The sequence below is a fragment of the Buttiauxella agrestis ATCC 33320 genome (assembly GCF_000735355.1).
Classification (GTDB): Bacteria; Pseudomonadota; Gammaproteobacteria; order Enterobacterales; family Enterobacteriaceae; genus Buttiauxella; species Buttiauxella agrestis.
The window spans coordinates 1-22,124 of the sequence record NZ_JMPI01000038.1; the positions used below are offsets into that span (position 1 = coordinate 1).

The following is a 22,124-nucleotide window of genomic DNA, read 5'->3' on the forward strand; positions in this document are numbered from 1 at the left end:
CCCCAGTAATCCCGGATTACCGGTGGCTTGTTTGCCCGAAAATGTTATTGATGCAGCGCCGGGCGGGCAGCCGTTCAGCTTCAATGTGAAAGGCATACTTTGCGTCGTACTGCCTGCGGTACGCAGTTGTTTTGTCGGCCAGCGTCCCAACTGAACCGTTTTATTCTCATCCCCCATCTCGACGTAACAGCTGAAATCCACCACGTTTCCACGCAGTTCGATATTCACTTCGCCAAGTGGCGTGTCGGCTTGCGCATGACTCACCACACTGCCGACCAACAATAAAACGCGTAAAAATGTGCCGCTGGAGATTTTAGTCATAATCCACCCGCAAATAGCCCCGCGCGCTAAACGGCCCTTCCGCAGGTTTGTTCCCTGTTACGCTCACCGGCCACGCGCGAATGCCTACTTGCGCCGCGGCGGCATCATCAAGGCGGAAATGGATTTTGCTACTGAGATCGTTTGGCGTCAGTGGCTGCCCGCTGCTATCGGCGACGATAAATCCGAGATCGCTATTGTTCGATACCATCATTTTGCCGGAGGCTTTTTCCGCTTCCAGGCGCAGGGAAAGATAGGCCTGTGCCGCTACATTGGTGCATTTTATGGCCACCGTTTTACTTTGCGGCGTCACACCCTGCGGGCGATTCCCCGCCCCCGCCTGGCTAAACAACGACGCGCCGATATCCCCAAAATCAAATTCGACGATTTGCCCGGCGTTGATTTCGCAGTTTTGCGGCACTTCGATTTTCCCACTGTAGCTGATGGTATAAACCGGGGTGGTCAGCGGGTCGGTGTTTCGCGTGGTGACATACACCGTAAACATGGTCTGCCTTGGGATGGGCACCATATTGATAAATTTCCGTGTCACTTTGAGCTTAAAAATCAGCTGCGAGTCCTGAACCCCAAAAGGCTTTTGCTTGGGCACATTGGGGTGGTGTCCCATCTGAATATAATTTTTCGGCGGGAAAAACTGCCCAGAATAACTGTCCGTGATGCTCATGGCCCCTTCCAGATAGTCATTGAGTTTCATGTATTGATACCCGCCGATGGTTTCTTGCACCGGCAAATTACTCACATAACTGCGCATGGTGGTGTCGCCCTGAGTTCCCGCCGGGCAGGTCGCATTGACCCCCACCCAACCTGATTTCGCCGCCAGCGTGATAATTTGCCCGACATTATTGTTTGCGCTGGTGAACACATCAGACAGATCGTAAAAAATATCCGTCGGCACGCCGTTCGAGTTGTGGCAGACCGTCGCAAATGTGGGGAGTGCGCAAGTTAATAGCAGCGTTCCCGCTAGTGATGTCATCAATTTCATAAACAGATCCCTGAATCGCTCAACCATTCTATGAGCAGGTAGCATTCGCCACGACAACCGCCTGAGACAGACTTTCCGGCGGTAATGTATACGGTGCGAAACACTGTGAACCTTTGCCATCGCCCCACTGAACAAGAAGTTTTCCCTGAAGCGGCAACCCGCTGAGATAAATTTGGCCTTCATCCCCAACCATGCTGGTGACACCGCTGGTTTCTTCACGCACCACGGAGCCGAACGGCACGGCTTTTCCGCCTCGCGTCACGGTGATAATCGCCCGCACACCAATGCGCGCATTAAATTCAGCACGAACCACTGCGCCTTCAGTCGGCACCACATTGCTGACGTTATTTTCAATATCGGTGTGGTTATCCATGGTGTTGGTATCCAGCGCGATGCGGTTGTAGCGATATACCGTGGCATACGGCATCACCGCGTAACCTCGCCAGTCAGTTTTCACCCCGGTCTGATTTTCAACGCCAACCCCGCTGGCTCCCGGCGCTTTGATGAGCACATTGGTGTCGCCTAGCGGCTGGCTAAAGGTGACGCCATCGGCGTGCCCGACCACACCGCCCGATGCCTGCCAGTTAAAGTCGTGCTGATCCCGGTCGTAGTTGTAACCCAGCCCCAGAGTGCCGTACGTCGCCTGCCAGTTAGCATTCGCACTACCGCTGTATCCGTTGGTATCGCTATGGCCCTGAGTCACGCTGTAGTTCAGGTTTCGCCCTTCCAGTAGCGTGCCGCCAATGCCGGTTTGTACCGTGGCATCGCCATCAGAATTATTGCTGGCAGCAAAAGTGGCATAAGCGCGGTCGAGGGTGCTGGTCCGCGAATATCCATGCCCCAGCAAGGTGCTGAACGGCACAGAAAGGTTGAAGGCCATGATGCGATCGTTCCCGGAAATCCCGACTGATTTGCTCCATGACATCGAAAGTGAATAGCTAATCCCGCGCCAGCCGCTGGCATACCCGGTCTGATACCAGGTGTTGTTTTGATTGGTTTCCCAGTAAGTTTGCTGACTGCCTGAAACATATATCGACCCGTAATCGCCCAGAGACTGAGAAACGTTAATTTGAAAACGCCCGCGCTTGCTGTAGCGCAAGTTGTGGTAGCTCTGCACAACCGGTTCCGTTTTATTCCCACCGGCGTCATCCGTGGCGTATTCATAGCCTTCAATATTTTTGTAGGCCACTTCGTCGAGCGTATAGAACCCACGCGTCGAATAGCGGTATCCCAATAACTGGAAGTTGGTGCCGTAACCGCTGAGTGATTTGGCGTACAGGAAGCGCAACGATTGGCCCTGATGCTCGCTGTCATCCGCAAGTCGGCTGCGCGCATGGGTCACATCCATCGAAATGGCGCCCCATTCGCCGAGGTTTTTGCCTGCCCCCAGCGCCATTGCGGTGTAATCCTCGGCAAGCTGCGTGCCGCCGTAAACGGTATAGCCGTCAGATAGCCCGGCAACGAGCGTAGCCTGGGTAAAGAATGGGGTATTTTGTTGGTCGCTCCCGCTGCGGAAATCCCCGGCAACCACATCGAATTTCAATCGTCCTTCACGCTGCAACAGCGGAACGGTGGAGTAAGGCACGGTGTATTTTTGCTGGGTTCCGTCTTTTTCTTCCAGGGTAACGTCGAGATCGCCACTCGAAGAAGTTGGGTTCAGGTCACTGATAGCGAACGCGCCAGGCGAGACGTAGCTTTGGTAAATGACAAATCCGTTCTGGCGGATGGTGATTTTGGCGTTAGTCCGCGCGATGCCGCGCACCGTTGGCGCGTAACCTTGCAGACTATCGGGGTACATGCTGTCCGCCGAATAGAGCCGAGCGCCGCGAAAGCCCAGACTGTCGAACACGTCGCTACCGGTGTTGCTGTCGCCCATCACCAGTTCGCTTTTGAGCGGAATTATCGTCCGTTGCGCGTAGGTGCTGATGTTATTCCAGTGGCTGGAACGATAGTCATCGCCGCGGGTGTAGCTCCAGGCTCCGCTGTTACGTAGCCGCCACGGGCCATAATTCAGGCCACTTTGCAGGCTTAAATAATAGTTATCGTCGGAACTGCCGTGGTTGCCGGTAAAGCTGTAGTTCAGCAGAGCGGCGGGGATACCTTCATCCCACTCCTGGGCAGGAATATAACCCCTGGCGCTATTGAGCAGCGATGCCTGCGGCAAGCTGATATCGAGGCGTAATTTGGCAAAATCAAAGTGCGTTTCGGAACCCGGAATCAGCTCGGCCATCGGCACACATTCACCGGTTTTCAACCTGGCAAGCGCTGGATAGGCGAGCATGTTTAAACCGAGGCGCTTGAGCCAGTCAGTGTCCAGGCACGGCACCAGACCGCCTGATTTTACTTTTCCGCTTTTGGCGTCGCTGGCAATGAAACGAATATCCTGGGTGGCGATAAATTCATCGTTACGCCAGATATCCACGCGATATTCACCCGGAGCCTGGTCGCTGCCTTTTTCAAAACGCGACAAATCCGCAACGGCGGCGTCTTCTGCCGATAAAAACCCAGGGTTAAAGTAGCTTTCACCTGAACTCGTTCCGGGCCAGAGCGCTGCCATTATCATCCCCGCCAGCGGAGCGAGTGACTTATTGTTCATCTGCCAGGTATCCTTATTGTGCAGATTACCTGCATTACAGCATTACGCCTGCTTGCACAGGCGTGACCGCACCGTAGTCATTCACCGTCTGGAACGAGATAGCGCCTTTTATGCCTGCGGGAATAATCACCTGCGCCACGCTTTTTGGCGCGACCATGGTATTGACCAGTTTCTCGTTGCCGACTTTCAGATTGACCGTGCTGATGTAATAAGGAGAGGGATTGTGAACACGCAGGTGTTCGCCGCTACGGCTAAAGCGCAACTGTTTTACCGCCTCTTCTGGCTGCATTTGCAGGTTTTTAGGGCGCACAAACAGCTTGATGCGTGAGAGGATCGCCAGTTGGAGCACATTGCTGCCTTCGAGAGTATTTTTATCGACTGACGGAATGGCTTTCACATTCATCCAGAAAACGGATTCACGATCAGCAGGCAATGGCGGCCCTGCGTAAATAATACGCAGCGTGTTTTCGCTTGAGGGTTCACTGACAAAAAGAGGAGGCGTCACAATAAACGTCTTATCTTTAACGCCCAGGTTATTTTCGACCCACGAATTCACAAGGTAGCGCTCTTTGTTGTCGCTATTATTAATCGAGAGCGAAGTTTGTTTAGCATCAGCAGGATAAATAACACGTGTCGCGCCTAGCGCAATACCCCCCGCGGCTTGTACGTTAAAGCAAAAAATTAACAGACACAGCATTGCGGCCGAGCCTTGTTTAAATAAATTATTCATCACACGGCACCATCATTATGACTATTATTAAATTCTATGATTTAGGGATAAACGAGCGTAAACCAGACATCGGAATGAATATTTCCAGGTGTCATTTGTTGTGTCACCGAACGATAGCGAGCGGTAAAATGCAGCGTCGTTTCTTGCTCTTTAATTGACACAAAATATCCTGGTGCGGCATTAGGAATAATGAGCTTTTGTTCACTATCAAATAACGCCAGACCAATTCCCGAGCTGGAATCAATCTCACCGATACGGGTCGAGGCCAGAAATACCTGCGGGTCTTGCTCAGGCGTTACGCCCTGAAAGGAGATTCCCACTAAATCAGAGGTTTCGGTATCGCAATCGGTCAGATGTATCGCAAAGGGAATACTGACAGGCGCGTAGTTACCCACCTCTTTAAAGAAGGAGCTTTTGTATTGTCCCATGTGCACGGTAAATTCCTGGCTTTCCGATGCCACAGAGCAGCCGCCGTTCACCAGTGAGCCCTGCATTTTTACCTTCCCGCCGTCTACCACCACAACGCGGTTTGCCTGCACCGACACGCTGTTTGCGAATAGCAGGAACAACAGGATTATCCTTATCATTGTCGCCTTCCAAAGAGTTGCATTGCATCAGCCCCATCCATGAGGCTTTCGTCATCCTTGTTCAGACTTATTATTCGTATTTCATCACGAAAGTCGCGTCAGCATTGGCCTGGCCTGCTGTTGCAGTGGCGGCAGTTGCTTTGTAACGCGCGGTGAATGGCAGAGTGTTTGTGCCATCAATCAGGGTCTGCGCGGTAGAGAAGGTAGAGCCATCCGGGGTCAGCACTTTTGATTTGCTGTCCAGAATCTGAATACCTACGCCGCCTGCCGTGGTGCTGTTATCACCGGAGTTGATGGCGAGCAGTGTAGGGTCAGTTCCGTCTGCCTGGCCGGAGAATGCCACGGACGCCAGGGTTGACACAGTGGTGTCACAGTCGTTCAGAACGATAGTGAATGGGATCTGAGCGGAGGTATCGCCCACTTTAGTAAATGCCGCAGTACGGTATTGACCCAATTTCACCGTTTGATCGGAAGACTGAGTACTTACCGCACATGCCGCATTCACCAGTTCACCTTTAAAGTGGACTGTGCCGCCATTAACACTCACCGCATCGGCCTGAGCCGCACCGCTGACTAATGCAATCCCGGCAACCAATGAGGATGCAATTTTGCTGAATTTCATGGAGATTCCTTTAATTATTAAAATACCCTGTTCGAATAATGCATCCTTCATTATTCCGGTTAAATAACTCGGGCTATAGACAGCCTATTTCCTCTCCGCAATCCTTGTGGAGATATTTATTTATCGTCATCAGTGATATTTAAATAGAAATTTAAAACACCATCTCTTCGACGCTGCATAATTTAAGTTAAATACACATTTAATAACATGTACCAAACCTTTATTATCCCTAAGGTATGTCTTATAAAGCCCTAAGAAATAGCGGAGGGAAATGGCTGAATTAGCCTCCCGGAACTACCCATTTACACCAATACAAGATATTCTTAGCAAATTGTTTTTAAGCCGTTAATTTATTGATTCACTGGATCGATCCTGATGATGCAAAAAATGTTCAAAATGCCGTTACTGTTGGCATTCCTGTCCTGCCTGATATTGACTCCTTTCCTATCTCATGCGGATGATTCCACAGGACAAACTGCCACTGAAGAGCCGGCTAAGATCAATGCCAGCACCGCGCTGCCTGCATTGCAAAAGCGCCTTGATGCGCTAAAACAGCGAGTCTCAACCGCAAAAACGGACAAGCAGTTCACCAGCCTTAACGACGATTCACAAAAGCTGGCAAGCGAGGCCGATAAACTCGCCGTAGCGTTGGCTCCGCAATTAACTCAAATTCAGGCGCAGCTCGATGTTCTCGGGCCGCCACCCGCACCGGGTACGCTTGCAGAAACGCCGCAGGTGGTCAGCCAACGCAAGCAGCTCAACAGCAGCAAAACTTTGCTCACCACCCAAATTGAGCAAACCAAAGCGATTTCCGTTGGCGCGCAAAACCTGTCGTCACAAATTTCCGGCCTGCGCCGTGACGCGCTGAAAACCCAAATCGCGCTAAATACCGGCAGTATTCTCGGCGAGAAATTCTGGTCGCCAGTCATTGAACCCAGCGATAAAGACGCCGTTCGGTTTGGCGATTTTGGCACACAAGTTGGCGAGGCCTGGGATCAAGCCTGGAGCGAGGAATGGCGCCTGGGCACCGGCATCTATTTGCTGTTAGCGCTGGGAATCGGGCTGTTTGGCCGCAGAGTCCTGGATAGTCCCATGAACTGGGTTTTACCCCGCTGGCTGCCGCAAGGGCGTTTTCGTCGCAGCTTCCTTGCGTGTTTCACCACGTTAAGCACCATGCTGACGCTGGGTATCAGCATGCAACTGCTGTGTTATATCTTCACTCGCTTGCCTGATACTTCCGCGTGGATCAACGAGTTCGCCGAGCAGTTAGTTGAGCTAACCTATTTTTCAGCGGTGATTGCCGGCCTGGGGATTGCGCTGTTATCAAACAGTCACCCTTCCTGGCGTCTGCCGGGCATTGCCGATCCGCTGGCTAAAACGCTGTCTTCGTTCCCGATTTTGCTGGCCACTTTTATCTTTATCTTCGGCATTATTGAACAGCTGAATGCTCTGGTCGGCGCGAGCATTGCCGCCACACTCTTTGGTAATGGCCTTTCCGCATTACTGGTGGCGCTCAATTGCCTGGTCGCACCGATTCGCGTCAATCGCATACGCCGCAAAATGCGCGCCGACGGCGAGCAAACCGAAGCCCGCTCAACGGTGGCAGGCTTAATTCACCTCGTCATCAGCCTCACCGCGTTCGTTATCCTGCTGGCTCTGCTGATTGGTTACATCCCGCTGGCGCGCTTCGTCACCTTTGAATTGCTGTGGATTGGTCTGGTGGTTTCCAGCCTGTATCTGCTGATTCATTTCGTGGTTGACCTCTGTGAAGCAGTATTCTCGCCCTCGACCCAGAGCGGGAAAATCCTCAAAAGCACGCTGAGCCTCAATGACCGCCACCTGTCACTCGCGGCAACGCTGTTTTCCGCATTAGGGAAAACGTCACTGTTAGTGATGGCCGCCGTGGCGCTACTGAATGGCACCTTTGGCACCACGACGCCGATGGAGTTGCTCACAAAAATCGCCGATATGTGGGGCGGAAAAGGCCTCGAAGGGATGAATATTATCCCGGCGCATGCGTTAAATGCGGTGCTGTGTCTGGTGATTGGCTGGTACGTGCTGCGCTCCACACGCCGCTGGCTGGATAACGACTTCCTGCCAAAAACCAATATGGATCGCGGCCTGCGCGCATCGCTGGTGACGCTGTTTACCAACGTCGGTTACGTACTGATTATCATGCTCACGCTCTCAATGCTCGGCATTGAATGGAACAAACTGGCCTGGATTGTGAGCGCCTTATCGGTAGGTATCGGTTTTGGTTTACAGGAAATCGTGAAGAACTTTATCTCCGGCCTGATTCTGTTAACCGAGCGCCCGGTGAAAGTGGGCGATTTAGTCAGTATCAGCGGCGTAGAGGGCGATATTCGCCGCATCAACGTCCGCGCCACCGAGATTCAGTTAGGCGACAAATCCACGGTAATTGTACCGAACTCGCAGCTTATTTCGCAGAACGTGCGTAATGCCACCATGGGAAATGCCCAGGGCGTGGCAACCATCGCCCTCACATTCCCGCTGGATATCGACCCGGAGCAAGTGCGTAATTTGTTACTTGAGGCCTATAACCTGCATGAATCCATTCTGGAAAACCCGAAACCGTCTGTCAGCTTTAAAGAACTGGGGCCAACCGGCATCGTGCTGAGTGTGACGGGCTATGTGAACAGCCCGCGTATGGTGAGTTCCACGCGCAGTGATTTGCTGTATGAGATCCTCAAAATGCTACGTGCGGCGGGCGTTAGCCTGAGCCAGACGCAAACCATGGTGCTTGAGCAACCCACCAGCAAAGTCGTGACAGCAGAGTAAACCTTGCGCCACAACCTTTTAAAACGGGTTGTGGCGTGAATCATCATTATTAAGAATAATCGCCATCAAACCCATTCAGCAATTTGATACAAATCAATAAAGGCACCGGCGTCCCGCAGCATTATCTCGCTCCGGTAATATTCCACTACTCATATTCACCAATGTGAACGTTGAGAACAAATACTGATAAGAGAGTTAATGATGAGCAAGCTGAAAACGTTAGTGATGGTTCTGGGTTTTGTCGCCTTCTCTGCAAGCGCTGCGCTGCCGCTGTTTAATGGTAAAGGCCAACCAGGCGAAGTGCATATCGACCAGGGCGGTCCGGTTTACCTGAACGGTAAAGAAATGAAGCTGAAGAAAGTGAACGACAATTACTACGAAGCGACAGGCCAGGGCGTTGTGCTGTCTATCTCTACGACTCCTGATGGCACAGCTGATGTTAGCTGGACGGGCAAACATCGCGCTCACGGTGTGATTGTCTCTGCAGAGCAAGCCGCCATTGACGCTAAAGGCGTATCCGGTCGTCCGCTGGATTGCAGCCGTAGTGACCTGACCAAAGCAGAAGTGAAAGCCTGCCAGTAAAAAAACCGGTCACGGAGGACCGGCTTTTAGCATCAATACAACGAGCATTAAGCGTCATTTGAGCATCAATCTTTTTCCATTAATCCATACAATAAAACTTGTCTGATAGTTATTAAGTGGCGTCTGTATATTTATGTCATAGGAATAACCGGGTTCATAATTGAAATCTGAAACCCCTGCGATGCATTCACCCGCTTTTAAAGTCACATTCAGTACCGGAGAGTAAAATTGTTTCTCATAACTATTTTTGTCATCACCTGCTTTCATGACAGAGATCCTGAGAATCTTTTCCTCTGAAACTAATTTTTCAGATTTAATATAAACACAGATTTTATCATTCACAACGACAGCATCTGCTTGTGCGTATTCTGGCGCTCTGTCACCCATGGGGCAACCCGTTAACAACAACACAGCCAAAACAACAATGATGTTTTTCATTTTGGAAATCCGGTTCCCTGCAATAATTTCTCGTATTTTAACACTGTCGACTCATCAACAATTCCTTTGAATTCGCGACTATTCAAATAAATAAACTCCTGCCGTCCATAACGGCGCAGGAAGAAAAAGTCAGCGATAATCGAAGCTTGTTGCTCCATGTTGTAATCAATAAGGTTATTATAACCCTCAAATGAATATGAATAGTCAATCATATAAGTTAAAAATGAACACTTGGTTTTAAAGCAACTCATATTAATCACCAAATGAGATGACAATCACATTAGATAAATGTTTTTGCGGTTTATATTCGGACAGAAACTGGAAAAGAGGAAACAGGAAGGAATGCAGTAAACAATAATGCAGAGCACGATTAAACATCGCCACTCTGCATTTGAACAACTCTTATCAAGACAACAATTCAATCGGCTCTGAATTCCCGCGAGCACGCCACAGCACGAACCAACGTTGAATCGACGCCACCATAATCACCAGCCCCAGTGCGACCATGACAATGGAAATCGTACCGTTGAAGATGTTGAAACCTTTCGCCGCACTGTTGAAGTAGACGTTTTTCACCATCCAGTATGCCGCGTAGTTCACCGTCACATACAGATATGACAACGGCACCAGGCACGTCAGCACGTACCAGCGTTTTTCCGACATGCGCAGGATAATGGTCGCGCCAATCATCAGGCCGATAGAAGCCATTAACTGGTTGGATACGCCAAACAATGCCCACACTGAGTTGATATCGCCCGAGTTCAGCAAGTAACCCCACAACACGCAGGCCACGATGCTGCAACCAATCGCACCCGGCATCCAGTTAGTGCGTTTGAGTGGTGCCCAAATGTCACCGAGGAAATCTTGCAGCAGATAACGCGCAACACGCGTCCCGGAGTCCACCGCCGTCAGAATAAAGACCGCCTCAAACATCACCACGAACTGGAAGAAGTAAGAAGCCAGATGACTGAACCACGGAATGCGGGTGAAAATATCAGCCATGCCGACGGCAAGCGTCACCGCCCCGCCGGTACGACCGTATAAATCCAGGCCGATAGATTCGCTCAACTGCGGCAAATTCACCACGTTCATGCCTAAACCTGCAAATACCTCAGGCGCGGAGTTAATCGCAAAGTAATCCGCAGGATGGAGTGCGGTTGCCGCAATCAGCGCCATCACGCCAACCACGCATTCCGCCAACATGGCGCCAAAAGCGACTGGCAAAATATCGTTCCATTTGTCGATTTGTTTTGGTGTAGTGCCTGAACCGATAAACGCGTGGAAGCCAGAAATCGCGCCACAAGCGATGGTAATCGAGATAAACGGCCAAACCGGACCGGCCAGAACCGGGCCATTACCGTGGATAAACTGCGTCACCGCAGGGAATTGAATTTCCGGGTTAATGAACACCACGCCAACGACCAACGCGCCAAACACGCCGATTTTCATAAAGCTGGAGAGATAACCACGCGGCGTCAGCAGCATCCACACCGGCAGCGCCGTTGCGAAGAATGCGTAGAATGGCAGCACCAGGCTCACCGTTGAAGCGCGCAGACTCAGCCATTCGCCGAAAGACGATTCCTGAATGTACGGCCCGATAATAACGCAGGCGAAGATAACGATAATCCCAACCCAGGTCGCACCGCGCATACTGCCGGTATAGCGCTCCCACAGGCCAACGCAAATCGCCACCGGAATCGTCATGAACACCGCAAACGTTCCCCACGGGTTACGTTCCAGCGCGTGAACCACCACCATCGACAAACCTGCCATGGTGATAGTGATGATGAATAACATTGCCAGACCGGTACACCACCCTGCGACTGGGCCAAGTTCCGCTTTTGCCACTTCTGAGAGCGACTTACCGCGGTGTTTCATGGAGGCGAAAAGCACCACGGTGTCATGCACCGCCCCGCCTACCACACAACCAATCAGCAACCATAAGAAACTTGGCAGATAGCCATATTGTGCAGCCAGAACCGGTCCAACTAACGGGCCAGCGGCGGCAATCGCAGCAAAATGACTGCCGAAGTTAACCCATTTTTTAGTCGGGACGTAGTCTTTGCCGTCCTCAAGAATATGTGACGGTGTGATTTCAGAGTCATCAGCATTCAGAACTTTACGGACGAAAAACACCCCGTAAAGGCGATAGCAGATAGCCAGAATACACAGGGTCGCGATAACAAACGTTAATGCGTGTTGCATAACCCACTCCAGAGCCATAGATAAAAAGTTCAGCGCTATGCTGGCATAGGGTGGGAGTGCAATAAGCGGGAGTTTTAGTGAGCGGTTATATTGGCGCGTGAGTGGTTAGAAAGGGGGAGTGAGTGGTTTTTCGTTCATCCGAGGGGGATGTCTATGGTAGAGCGGTGATTTTCCGTTCACCCGAACGTTATTCGATCCCTCATTTATCGATGAACGGTGAACGTGCCAAGGAGAGAACGCCCTCTCCTTGGCAATCCTGGCGCCCGGCAAGTCAATCGCCGCTTCGCGGTAAACACCGTTTTTTACCCAACATTCGCGGTCGTTCGCGATTCGCTCCCGGCGATCGCTCTCTCACGTGGTTCCCGACCACGTGACCACGACTGAAGGGTAAAAATCGGCGCGATTGAAGCCGGGGATGAAGGTCAATGTCAAAACCTAAAATCAAAAGCGAAACGGGTTTGGGTTTTGACCTTGTTCCCGGTATAAATTGCCCCAGTGTTCCCCATAAGTCAGGGTGGCGCCGTCGGGAACGGCGCCAGTGAGCGATCGTCTGGAACGAATCGCGAACGACCCTGAACGTTGGGGATAAGCTGGGGTTTACCGCGCAGCGGCAATTTAATCACCGGGCGCCGGGGTCGCCAGGGGGCTGGCGTGAGCCACCTGGCACGTTCACCGTTAACTAACCTATGTAGGATCAGTGAACTTTCGGGTGAACGGAACATTCACCTTTTAGGCATAAACGCCAAACGCCCCACTTTACTTCTGCGCTGGTCTCAGCGCCTTCACCTGCTCCGCCGTCACATCCCCCGGTAAACCACCCCACGTCACACGCAGGTAATTCACCAGTTCAGCGATTTGCTCATCGTTCAGACGCTCACCAAAGCCCGGCATACTTTGCATACTTTCCCCGTTCGGGAAATTCTGCGCAGGCAGACCGTCCATCACCGAGACAATCAGGTTTTTCGCATCAGGCTGGCGCAGGGTTGCATTATTAAGCATTGAAACGGCAACGTGTGGTTTGCCTTCGCCTTCACGAGCGTGGCAACCGGCACACTGATCGAGATATGTCATCCGCCCGGCTTCGTTACCGTTACCGAGTGCTGCAGACACCGCGGCTGGCGGCGCTTCACCCATCAAATACGTTGCCATCGCTTTTTGATCTTCAGGCGTCAGATGCTGCGTGCTCAGGTCAACCACCATGTGCATTTCGCTAAACGCGCTGCCCTGTGGCGCAATGCCGGTCGTGAGGAATTGCTTCACATCCTGCGGCGTCCAGCCACGCTGCGCTAAGGCTTTTGGCGTAATATCCGGTGCCATAAAGCGCCCTAACTCCCCGCCCTGCATGGCTTTATCGAGTTTCATCTGGCCGAGTAAACCGCGCTCGGTATGGCATTCGCCACAGTGCCCCAGCACATCGGCCAGATAACGGCCGCGATGCCAGTCGGCTGAATCACCGGTGGAAATAGCAGGAAGCGGATCTTTGTCATGGAATAAAATATTCCAGCCAATCAGCGCGATACGCTGGTTGAACGGGAAAGTCATTTCGTTATCCGGCGTCTTAACGTCTACCGCCGGACGCGTCATCAGATAAGCATAAATGTCGTCAGAATCCTGGCGCGAAATGTTTTTGTACGAGGTATAAGGCATAGCCGGGAACAGATGACGCCCGGTTGGGCCAACGCCCTCGGTCAGCGCTTTGTAGAAATCATCTTTCGTCCAGCGGCCAATCCCGTAATCAGCAGATGGCGTCAGGTTGCTGCCATAAATCGTGCCGTATGGGGATTCCAGCGGATAGCCACCCGCCAGCGGTGCGCCGCCAGATGCCGTGTGGCAAGCCGCACAGTCAGCCGCTTTCGCCAGATAACTGCCACGTTCGATTTGCTCTTTACTGGCAGTGACTTTCTGCACCGGGCCGTCATACGTGCGGTATTCCCGCCAGTACAAAATCGCCACAATAATGACGACTATTGCCAGCACAATGAGCGCGAGACGTTTTTTCATTTCACCGCCTCCTTCAGAAGCCCTGGCGTTTTCAGCACCACATCGCGCACCGCTTCGTAGTAACGCACATAACCGGTACAGCGGCAGATGTGGTTTTCCAACGCGGAAGAAATCGCCCCTTCCAGGTCTTCACGAGCAATCGGTTCACGTTTCAGCTTCTCGACGAAAATCGTTGCGGCGTTCACAAAACCTGGCGTGCAGTAGCCACACTGGAAGCTGTAATGATCGAGGAAGGATTGTTGAATCGGCGAGAGTTCGACGACTTCGCCCTGCTCATCGACTTTGGCGTGGCCTTCTACGGTACGGACTTTTTTGCCGTTAAAGAAATGTGCGCCAGTGATACAGGTGCGCACTTCTTCGCTGGTGCCGCTTGGGTTATCGACAATCGCCACGCAGGCGTGGCAAATGCCCTGCCCGCAGCCAAGACGCGAACCGGTCAGATAAACGTATTCGTGGAGGAAATCGATCATCATCAATCCTTCCGGCACGTCAATCGGGCCGTACGGTTTGTTGTTGATGGTCAGGGTCATTGGTTTAGTTTTGATGCTCATGGTAATACCTCACGAATATTTTCAGCACGGACGGGCAAATCACGGAAACGGTGGCCGGTGGCATCGGCAATCGCATTCACAATCGCGGCAACAACCGGGATCATCACGACTTCAGCCATACCTTTTGGCGGGTCAGTTTCCGAAAGCGCGGGGAGGATATCGCCAGTCTGTTTCCAGACCGCAACATCACTGGCACGCGGCAGGTGATAACGGTTGAAGTTCCATGTTCCGTTACCGGGTCCGTCTTCATAGAGAGGTAAATATTCGTGGAGCGCGTGGCCGATACCCATCGCCAGGCCGCCCTGCAACTGCCCGGAAACCAGTTCCGGCACGATCAAGTTTCCGCATTCCATAATTGAATGGTGATTGAGCAGCTCGACTTCGCCTGTTGCGAGACTGACCGCAACTTCCGCCAGCGTGCCGACGGCGCTGTAGTATGTCACCGCCGCGTTGTTACGCTGCGTTGGCGGGTAGTAGACATGCTCACGGGCAAGCGTGGTGAATTCGCCATTGCCGTTGCGCACAGACAGGCCGTCGATAGGCAGGCGTCTGCTCTGCTCGCCAATTTTGAAATCCGCTTCTGCCCACTGCCAGCGGTTAAAGACATGCACCGCGGCACCGGTCATCAGCTCCATCTCATGGGCTTTTTTCGCCAGCAATTCGAGGCTTAAAATTTCCATTCCGGCGGCGGTTAAACCGCCTTCCACCCAGCGGGCGTCTTCAATGCGCACCACTAATGGAGCCGCCTGGCCGCCACCAATACCGGTTGACCAGATTGCCATCGCCGCAGGCCACAAGCCGTGTTCAAACACTAAACGTGCCGCTTCCCGCGTGCTGTGCGAGAAGTAATAGGCTGAGTTACTGGCGCTCGATGGCGAACAGTAAGAAGGCGACCACGCCGGGTTCGCCGCCAGTTTGTCCTGCTCTTCCTGGGACATAATGTACGGGTCGCCGCTGGTGACAATCGGCAGCGTTGACCAGTCCGTCACAGAGAAATTGGCTTCGTCGGCAGGTTTGCCCAGCCACTGCGCGCACAGCACGGATTGCGAAGTCGACATACCCGTGCCCATTTCCGCGCCGCTGTGATGCAAGGAAATGCGCCCGTCAGCACTCACTTCAACACGGGCAAACGAGGTTTCTGCCCCTGTGCCAAAGTCTTTTTGCACGCACCCAAAGCCCACGCCGTAGCGCTTACCTGGGTTTTTCATTTCAAATTCGGCTTTGCGTTCCGCACGCTTGAGCCAGATTTCATTTTTCGCCGCTTTCGCCAGCACTTCATCCACGCGAATCGCCCCGGCAGGAATGGCGCCCTGGGTGTTTTTCATGCCGGATTTCAGCGCGTTGCGCATGCGAAATTCAATCGGGTCAATATTCAGTTGCGCGGCGATTTCATCCACCATCATTTCGGTGGCGGCCATACTTTGTAGCGTGCCGTAGCCACGAGCAGAACCGGCGTCGATGGCGCGTGAGGCCACGCCCACCGCCGACAAATCACTTTTCGGGAAGTAATAAATAGACTGCGCGGCAGTCGCGCCCACCATCGACACCGACGGCGTAAAGTTACTGCGCCCGCCGCCGTTGGCGGTCATATCACCGAGAAACGATTGCAGAATGCCGGTCTTCTTATCCACCGCGATGGTGTAATTCATATCAAATGCGTGGCGTTTTAACGCGCTCTGGAACTGCTCGTAACGATCGTTGGCCAGGCGCACCGGATGCCCGTCGCCATACATTGCCGCCACCGCGCCGTAGTACGGGAAGTTGTAGTGATCTTTGGAGCCATAACCCACGGTGTAACACGGGTGCAGAATCAGCTGTTTTACCGGCGTGGTGCCTTTTGCCAGCATACGTGGCATTTCATCGGCCACTTCTTGCGGGGATTGCGTCGGCACCACCATGTGCAGCGTTTGCGTCGTTTCGTCAAACCAGCCGTTGGCGTTATCCGGCTCAAGGGCGGCGGTGTCGATGGATTGCGTTGTGTAGCGGCGTTGCATCACCAGCCAGTCTTGCGGCGGGTTTTTAAGTTCATCGGCAATCATGCCTGCGTAATACATGCCTTCCTGATCCAGCTTGCCGCCTTCACGCCCTTCAGGCCAAACCGGCAAATGCTTTTTCATCGACACCGGGAAAATCGGCATGTCTTTCAGGCTGGAGAAATGATCGTCGTCCTGTGAGGTGGCACCGCCGACGCGCACAAAGCGGAATGTGCCCCATGGGTCACGTTCGAGCGGGCCAGTTTCGGCTCCATACTGGATCACTTCGTCTTTGAATTTCAGTTTGTCTTTGGCAAAGCGGAAACGGGCAAAATCGTGATAAATCAAAATCGCCACGGCCTGGCCTAAATACGCTGGCGTTTTGCCCGTCGGCAGCAGCATGTCTTCGCCGTAAAACGCCGGGAATGCCAGACCGTCGCGCGCCAGATCATCGGCGGTGACGAGGCGATCGGGTTTCAGGTCATCGCCCAATAAAGACAGGTCGATGCCGCTAAACAGACGGTCGGCTTTTGTGGTGCGCAAAATAAAGGCGTGCGCCTGTTTCTGCGGCCAGTGCGGCATATCAACAGCGCGAATATCACGGGCAAAAACTTTGTGCCCCATGACTTTCGATTGGCCATCAATACGGAAACGAATGCGTTTATTTTTGGCATCCCACTCGGGGGAATTGAGGATCTTTTCTTCAAACAGCGCGGCGTAAGCGCGGCTGTAGAGAGGGGCAAGATAAACTGCGACTCCTGCGACTACGGCACTTTTAATAAAGCGGCGCCGCGATGGATTAAAATTGCTCATAAAACGTCCCATTAAAATTATAATTGTCTTTTTATTGAACTGCTTGTGAAGGCCAGATATTCATTTCCGTAGTTATTATAAGTATATGCATTTGCCTTAAAGCATGTAAGAATTAACATCTCATTTTCATAAAAAAAACATAGTTGCGCAAACTATTGCGCAACAAATTTACGTGACGAGTGTGTCAAAAAGTGCCGAGGAATCAGTCTTGAGCAGGAATATGGGCATTATCATCGCCGCAGCCGGGTTCGCTAAACGCTTCAGAGAAGCGGGTGGAAATGGCAATAAACTCGATGCGCGCCTTAACAATTGCAGCGTGTTTGCGCAAACGCTACGTCATGCCTGCGCAACGCATCTTGCGGTTCACGTCGTGACGCGTCCGGAAAATATTCTGATTCAGGAACTGTGTCGTGCACAACAAATCCCTTTCACGCTTATCGAAAGCGCAGGTCTGGGAGAATCTATTGCCGAAGGCGTTAGCGCGACCCCTCACTGGAATGGCTGGCTGATTCATCTGGCCGATATGCCCTTTGTTCCCCCCGCCATGTTTGTCCAGGTTGCGGATGCGCTGGCGCTTCACGAACTGGTACGCCCGCGCGTGAATGCGCAACCCGGCCACCCGGTGGGTTTCGCTCATTGCTGGTACGACAAACTGAGTCGCCTGACGGGTGATAACGGCGCGCGCGAGTTGCTGCGTGCAGAAGCGGTGCATTTTATCGAGATTGAAGATGGCGATTCGCAATGCGATATCGACCTTCCATCGCACCTGGACCAGGAGAATAAACATGCAGCATCTTGATATGAATGTGATTCGCCAGGCGCGTGACTGGCTTGCCGGGCAGCCTGTCTGGCTGTGTACGGTACTCAATACTTACGGTTCATCGCCGCGCTCGCCGGGTGCGCTGATGGCGGCAACCAACGATGGTCGCTTCTGCGGCTCGCTTTCCGGTGGCTGTGTGGAAGAGGATTTTTTACAACGCATTGCGCAAGGTGAATATCAGCAAGCCAGCCAGATTGTGCGCTACGGCGAAGGCGGGCTGGAACCGGGTATTGCGCTGCCTTGCGGCGGGGTGCTGGATATTCTGGTTGAGTATTTACCGGCGAGCGCGGGGAATATTGCCTACCTTGAGAAAATGGGCGATGCGTTAAGCGGCCATTTCGCCCTGCAAAAATGCCTGACGCTGCCTGAACCTTGCTGCCATCTGGAAGTGACTGGCTTTGCCGATATCACCCAGGTCGAGCGCAACGGGCAACACGTAATGTTGCACATTGCCGCCGCCCCACGTTTGCTGATTGCTGGGCTGTCGAGCGTTGCGCTGTACTGCGCAGATTTTGCCAGTTCACTCGGGTTTGAAGTGTTAGTTTGCGAGAATCGCCCGGACGCGCTGGAAAACTTTTCCGCCCTTCTGAAATCCGAAATCACGTTAATTAAACAATTCCCGGCGAACTATCTCGAGCAAAATTCCTGCCACGCCAACACGGCGATCGTCGCGCTAACGCACGATCCACGTATGGATGATTTAACGATGATGGAAGCGGTGAATACGCCTGCGTTTTACATTGGCGCGATGGGTTCACAGAAGAACAGCGCCCGCCGTCTGGAGCGATTACACAATCTGGCAGAGTTAAGCCCGGAGGAATTACAGCGTATTCACGCGCCGATTGGCTTGCCGCTGGGTAGCAAAACGCCCGCAGAAATTGCGCTGGCGGTGATGGCAGATATTGTGAAGCGGAAAAACGAAGCGCGGGGATAAACAGGGGTTGCCGTAGCAGTACGGTGGATAAGCGTCAGCGCCATCCACCGCGATAAATATTACTTCTTCGCGACGTGTACGCGAGAAGTTAAACCACGTAGGAAGTAGCGCAGGAACTGGTCGCCACATTCACGGAAATTCTTGTTTTCAGGGGCACGCATCATCGCGGTGATTTCTGGCATAGAGATGCGGAATTCCTGGCTGGTTAAAATTTCCAGCACATCGTCAGTTTTCAAATCAAACGCAATACGCAGTTTTTTCAGGATGATGTTATTAGTCATCTTGCGTTCAATTTTTGGTGCAGGCTTGCTTTCGTCTTTGCCGCGCTTGAAGTAAATCAAACCGTTAAGGAAGTTTGCCATCAGAATATCCGGGCAAAGTTTGAAGTTCTCTTCGTCTTCTTTTTTGGTCCAGGTAACAATTTGCTCTGCAGTAACGGCCGTGTCGGTCAGGGCGAAAATTTTCACCATGTCGTCATTGCCCAAATTCAGCATGTAGCGCACGCTGCGTAATACGTCGTTATTCATCATAGTGGTGGTTCTCTCGTTCCAAATCTTGAAAGCGGGGAGTATATCGGCATGACCGCATATACCCTACATAAAACTAACTCGTTTTAAACTAGACCGCTTTCAACCCCAGTGCCTCTTTCAGGCTTTTTAAATAGCGGCGACTCACCGGAACAGAGTTCCCGTCACGTAGCATTAATTCTGCCTGGCCGCCGTCTTCGAAGCGGATCTCTTTAAGATGCGCCATGTTAACCAGGTATTGCCGATGGCAGCGTACCAGCGGCGTTCGGCTTTCGAGCGTTCGCAGCGTGAGTTCGGTAAAACCTTCGCTCCCCTGCGCGTTGGTGACGTAAACCCCGCTCATTCGGCTGCTCGCGAACATCACCTCTTCCATTTGCAGCAAATAAATGCGGCTCTGCCCGGTACACGGAATGAATTTGAGATCTTCCTGATTGGGTGCGAGTAGCGTGATGTCCTGATCCACTCGCTCGTGGCGCAGACGATGCAGCGTTTTCTCAAGGCGTTTGCTATCAATTGGCTTGAGCAAATAGTCGAAGGCGTGTTCTTCAAATGCCTGCACCGCATATTCGTCAAAGGCGGTGAGAAACACGATCCAGGGCCGCTGTTCAGGGTCCAGCATGCTTGCCATTTCCAGGCCGCTGATGCGCGGCATCTGGATATCAAGAAACACCACGTCCGGGTGCAAACGGTGCACGGCACCAATCGCTTCCACCGCGTTTCCGCACTCCCCTACAATCTCCAGATCGGTCTCGTTTTGCAGCATGACTCGCAGATTCTCACGCGCCAGCGGCTCGTCATCGACAATCAGCACTTTTAACATGGGGTTTCCTCCAGAGGTAAACGTAGGGTAATACGGGTAAATCGGTCTGATTCGAAGTCCACTTTTATGCCACAGTCATCGCCATAACGAGCGCGCAAGCGCTTGTCGACCAGACTCATCCCCAGCCCGCTCGCCGTGGGGTTGTCGTGATATAGACCGGCGTTATCTTCTACGGACAAGTGCAAATGCTCGCCTGTCTGGCAGGCATTTATGGTGATTTCACCGACGCCAAGCAGTTGCGAAGTGCCATGCTTTATGGCGTTTTCGACTATCGGCTGTAATGAGAACGCCGGTAAACGCACCTGCGCCAACGCCTGCGGGATATTCAGCTGCACGCGCAAACGTGATTGAAACCGTGCCTGCTCGATTTGCAGATACGCATTCACATGCTCGATTTCGTCGGCCAGGGTCACAATCTCGCTTGGGCGCTTTAGGTTTTTACGGAAAAACGTCGAGAGATATTGCACCAGCTGGCAGGCTTGTTCGTTGTCGCGGCGAATCACTGCAACCAGCGTGTTCAGTGCGTTAAATAAGAAATGTGGGTTTACCTGCGCATGCAGCAGCTTAATTTCGGACTGCGTGAGCATCTGTTTTTGCCGCTCGTACTGCCCGGCAAGAATCTGCGCCGATAACAGTTGCGCAATCCCTTCGCCCAGCGTGCGGTTAATGGAGCTGAACAGGCGGTTTTTCGCTTCGTACAGTTTGATAGTGCCAATCACGCGGCTATTTTCGCCGTACAACGGGATCACCAGCGTCGAGCCTAATTTGCAGTTGGGATGCAGCGAGCAGCGGTACGGTATTTCGTTACCATCGGCATACACCACTTCACCGCGTTCAATCGCCTGCCAGGTGTAATCCGACGAGATGGGGCGACCCGGTAAATGGTGGTCAGCGCCAATGCCGGTAAAGGCCAGCAGCTTTTCATTATCGGTGATGGCGACTGCGCCGATATCCAGCTCCTGATGCAGCACCTGCGCCACTTTCATGCTGTTTTCCTGGTTAAAACCCTGGCGCAAAATCCCTTCGGTCGAGGCTGCCACTTTTAGCGCGGTTGCAGAAAATGCCGAGGTGTATTTCTCAAGCATCGCGCGTTTATCGAGCAGGATGCGCATGAATAGCGCGGCACCGACGGTGTTAGTCACCATCATCGGTGCGGCAATGCTTTTCACCAGATTGAGCGCATCGGCAAACGGGCGGGCAATCAGCAGAATGATGCCCATCTGGAAGAATTCGGCCAGCAGCGTAATGCCGCCTGCGGTCAGCGGGTTAAACAGCAAATCGCTACGCCCACGACGAATCAGAAAACGGTGTAGCAACCCGCCTAGCAATCCTTCAACGATGGTTGAAAACATGCAGCTTAATGCCGTCATGCCACCCATCGAATAACGGTGCAAGCCTCCGGTTAAGCCCACCAGCCCGCCCACTAACGGGCCGCCGAGCAACCCGCCCATCACCGCACCAATCGCCCGCGTGTTAGCGATGGAGTCGTCGATATGCAGGCCAAAATAGGTGCCCATAATGCAGAAGATGGAAAACGTGACGTAGCAAAGTAATTTGTGTGGTAAACGTACTGTGACCTGCATCAGCGGGATAAACAGCCGCGTTTTACTCATCAACCAGGCGATAACCAGGTAGACGCACATCTGCTGGAGCAGCAGTAATACCAGGTTAAATTCGTACATCATAAGCGCCAGTGAGTATTAATGGGCGCGTAACATACACTGACACGCTTTAACTTTCTTTGAAGGGTTTCAATAATTTTTGATTTGGTGCCGGGGATAGCACTATTTCGGATTCAGTTCCAGGCG

Annotated in this window: 19 protein-coding genes; 4 read left to right on the forward strand and 15 right to left on the reverse strand. The window is 52.5% G+C overall.

All coding sequences use genetic code 11. From position 1 onward, the window contains the following. The 6 genes from GBAG_RS13325 to fimA form a co-directional block, all read right to left on the reverse strand. The coding region (locus GBAG_RS13325) for a fimbrial protein (RefSeq protein ID WP_034496865.1) at nt 1–321 on the reverse strand (321 nt) is incomplete at its 3' end. After that, complete coding sequence (fimH, locus tag GBAG_RS13330) at nt 314–1,318, reverse strand: type 1 fimbria D-mannose specific adhesin FimH (RefSeq protein WP_034496868.1); 1,005 nt, start codon at nt 1,316–1,318, stop codon at nt 314–316. The genes GBAG_RS13325 and fimH, both read right to left, overlap by 8 nt. 28 nt (nt 1,319–1,346) lie before the next feature. Then, entirely contained in the window at nt 1,347–3,914 is a 2,568-nt protein-coding gene (locus GBAG_RS13335; RefSeq protein WP_034496871.1) for a fimbrial biogenesis usher protein, read from the reverse strand. 34 nt (nt 3,915–3,948) lie between these two features. After that, nucleotides 3,949–4,644, reverse strand: coding sequence for a type 1 fimbria chaperone FimC (gene fimC / locus GBAG_RS13340; RefSeq protein WP_034496874.1), 696 nt, complete (start codon nt 4,642–4,644; stop codon nt 3,949–3,951). Nucleotides 4,645–4,685: 41 nt separating this feature from the next. After that, complete coding sequence (gene fimI / locus GBAG_RS13345; protein WP_034496877.1) at nt 4,686–5,231, reverse strand: type 1 fimbrial protein subunit FimI; 546 nt, start codon at nt 5,229–5,231, stop codon at nt 4,686–4,688. Nucleotides 5,232–5,301: 70 nt separating this feature from the next. Then, complete coding sequence (fimA, locus tag GBAG_RS13350) at nt 5,302–5,853, reverse strand: type 1 fimbrial major subunit FimA (RefSeq protein ID WP_034496905.1); 552 nt, start codon at nt 5,851–5,853, stop codon at nt 5,302–5,304. Nucleotides 5,854–6,231: 378 nt separating this feature from the next. On the opposite strand from fimA, the gene GBAG_RS13355 reads away from it, so the two are divergent. Then, entirely contained in the window at nt 6,232–8,652 is a 2,421-nt protein-coding gene (locus GBAG_RS13355; protein ID WP_081908413.1) for a DUF3772 domain-containing protein, read from the forward strand. 201 nt (nt 8,653–8,853) lie between these two features. Next, nucleotides 8,854–9,234 carry a hypothetical protein gene (locus GBAG_RS13360; RefSeq protein ID WP_072011182.1) on the forward strand — a complete coding sequence of 127 codons (381 nt, stop codon included), beginning with the start codon at nt 8,854–8,856 and terminating at the stop codon, nt 9,232–9,234. A 54-nt stretch (nt 9,235–9,288) separates the two neighbouring features. Here GBAG_RS13360 and GBAG_RS13365 read toward each other — a convergent pair whose 3' ends face one another. From GBAG_RS13365 to GBAG_RS13390, 6 genes are all read right to left on the reverse strand, one after another. After that, entirely contained in the window at nt 9,289–9,672 is a 384-nt protein-coding gene (locus GBAG_RS13365; RefSeq protein ID WP_034496880.1) for a putative T6SS immunity periplasmic lipoprotein, read from the reverse strand. Next, complete coding sequence (locus tag GBAG_RS22775; protein ID WP_156104888.1) at nt 9,669–9,830, reverse strand: hypothetical protein; 162 nt, start codon at nt 9,828–9,830, stop codon at nt 9,669–9,671. Before GBAG_RS22775 ends, GBAG_RS13365 begins: the two co-directional genes overlap by 4 nt. A gap of 247 nt (nt 9,831–10,077) precedes the next feature. Further along, complete coding sequence (locus tag GBAG_RS13375) at nt 10,078–11,877, reverse strand: carbon starvation CstA family protein (RefSeq protein WP_034496884.1); 1,800 nt, start codon at nt 11,875–11,877, stop codon at nt 10,078–10,080. A 756-nt stretch (nt 11,878–12,633) separates the two neighbouring features. Further along, nucleotides 12,634–13,878 (reverse strand): cytochrome c, encoded by a 1,245-nt coding sequence (locus GBAG_RS13380; RefSeq protein ID WP_034496887.1) that lies wholly within the window; start codon nt 13,876–13,878, stop codon nt 12,634–12,636. Continuing rightward, a complete protein-coding gene (locus GBAG_RS13385; protein WP_034496889.1) occupies nt 13,875–14,429 on the reverse strand; it encodes a (2Fe-2S)-binding protein in 555 nt (184 codons plus the stop codon). The genes GBAG_RS13380 and GBAG_RS13385 overlap by 4 nt, the downstream gene beginning before the upstream one ends. After that, a complete protein-coding gene (locus GBAG_RS13390; protein WP_034496892.1) occupies nt 14,426–17,215 on the reverse strand; it encodes a xanthine dehydrogenase family protein molybdopterin-binding subunit in 2,790 nt (929 codons plus the stop codon). Before GBAG_RS13390 ends, GBAG_RS13385 begins: the two co-directional genes overlap by 4 nt. A gap of 220 nt (nt 17,216–17,435) precedes the next feature. Between GBAG_RS13390 and GBAG_RS13395 the strand changes: the two genes are divergently transcribed. Then, a complete protein-coding gene (locus GBAG_RS13395; protein WP_034496894.1) occupies nt 17,436–18,014 on the forward strand; it encodes a nucleotidyltransferase family protein in 579 nt (192 codons plus the stop codon). Then, entirely contained in the window at nt 18,001–18,969 is a 969-nt protein-coding gene (locus GBAG_RS13400) for an XdhC family protein (protein ID WP_034496896.1), read from the forward strand. The genes GBAG_RS13395 and GBAG_RS13400 overlap by 14 nt, the downstream gene beginning before the upstream one ends. A gap of 59 nt (nt 18,970–19,028) precedes the next feature. Here GBAG_RS13400 and GBAG_RS13405 read toward each other — a convergent pair whose 3' ends face one another. From GBAG_RS13405 to GBAG_RS13415, 3 genes are all read right to left on the reverse strand, one after another. Next, nucleotides 19,029–19,499: a YehS family protein gene (locus tag GBAG_RS13405; protein ID WP_034496898.1), complete on the reverse strand. Its 471-nt coding sequence runs from the start codon at nt 19,497–19,499 to the stop codon at nt 19,029–19,031. 88 nt (nt 19,500–19,587) lie between these two features. Then, the gene (gene btsR / locus GBAG_RS13410) at nt 19,588–20,316 is read right to left on the reverse strand and encodes a two-component system response regulator BtsR (protein ID WP_034496901.1); all 729 of its coding nucleotides are present in this window, start codon (nt 20,314–20,316) and stop codon (nt 19,588–19,590) included. Next, nucleotides 20,310–21,998, reverse strand: a complete 1,689-nt coding sequence (locus GBAG_RS13415; RefSeq protein ID WP_034496903.1) for a sensor histidine kinase — start codon at nt 21,996–21,998, stop codon at nt 20,310–20,312. The genes btsR and GBAG_RS13415 overlap by 7 nt, the downstream gene beginning before the upstream one ends. Nucleotides 21,999–22,124: the final 126 nt, after the last annotated feature.

Coding starts and splice junctions, on each gene's coding strand:
- fimH (WP_034496868.1), bottom strand. CDS start 1,318: ATGAAATTGATGACATCACTAGCGGGAACGCTGCTATTAACTTGCGCA.
- GBAG_RS13335 (WP_034496871.1), bottom strand. CDS start 3,914: ATGAACAATAAGTCACTCGCTCCGCTGGCGGGGATGATAATGGCAGCG.
- fimC (WP_034496874.1), bottom strand. CDS start 4,644: ATGAATAATTTATTTAAACAAGGCTCGGCCGCAATGCTGTGTCTGTTA.
- fimI (WP_034496877.1), bottom strand. CDS start 5,231: ATGATAAGGATAATCCTGTTGTTCCTGCTATTCGCAAACAGCGTGTCG.
- fimA (WP_034496905.1), bottom strand. CDS start 5,853: ATGAAATTCAGCAAAATTGCATCCTCATTGGTTGCCGGGATTGCATTA.
- GBAG_RS13355 (WP_081908413.1), top strand. CDS start 6,232: ATGCAAAAAATGTTCAAAATGCCGTTACTGTTGGCATTCCTGTCCTGC.
- GBAG_RS13360 (WP_072011182.1), top strand. CDS start 8,854: ATGAGCAAGCTGAAAACGTTAGTGATGGTTCTGGGTTTTGTCGCCTTC.
- GBAG_RS13365 (WP_034496880.1), bottom strand. CDS start 9,672: ATGAAAAACATCATTGTTGTTTTGGCTGTGTTGTTGTTAACGGGTTGC.
- GBAG_RS22775 (WP_156104888.1), bottom strand. CDS start 9,830: ATGGAGCAACAAGCTTCGATTATCGCTGACTTTTTCTTCCTGCGCCGT.
- GBAG_RS13375 (WP_034496884.1), bottom strand. CDS start 11,877: ATGCAACACGCATTAACGTTTGTTATCGCGACCCTGTGTATTCTGGCT.
- GBAG_RS13380 (WP_034496887.1), bottom strand. CDS start 13,878: ATGAAAAAACGTCTCGCGCTCATTGTGCTGGCAATAGTCGTCATTATT.
- GBAG_RS13385 (WP_034496889.1), bottom strand. CDS start 14,429: ATGAGCATCAAAACTAAACCAATGACCCTGACCATCAACAACAAACCG.
- GBAG_RS13390 (WP_034496892.1), bottom strand. CDS start 17,215: ATGAGCAATTTTAATCCATCGCGGCGCCGCTTTATTAAAAGTGCCGTA.
- GBAG_RS13395 (WP_034496894.1), top strand. CDS start 17,436: ATGGGCATTATCATCGCCGCAGCCGGGTTCGCTAAACGCTTCAGAGAA.
- GBAG_RS13400 (WP_034496896.1), top strand. CDS start 18,001: ATGCAGCATCTTGATATGAATGTGATTCGCCAGGCGCGTGACTGGCTT.
- GBAG_RS13405 (WP_034496898.1), bottom strand. CDS start 19,499: ATGATGAATAACGACGTATTACGCAGCGTGCGCTACATGCTGAATTTG.
- btsR (WP_034496901.1), bottom strand. CDS start 20,316: ATGTTAAAAGTGCTGATTGTCGATGACGAGCCGCTGGCGCGTGAGAAT.
- GBAG_RS13415 (WP_034496903.1), bottom strand. CDS start 21,998: ATGTACGAATTTAACCTGGTATTACTGCTGCTCCAGCAGATGTGCGTC.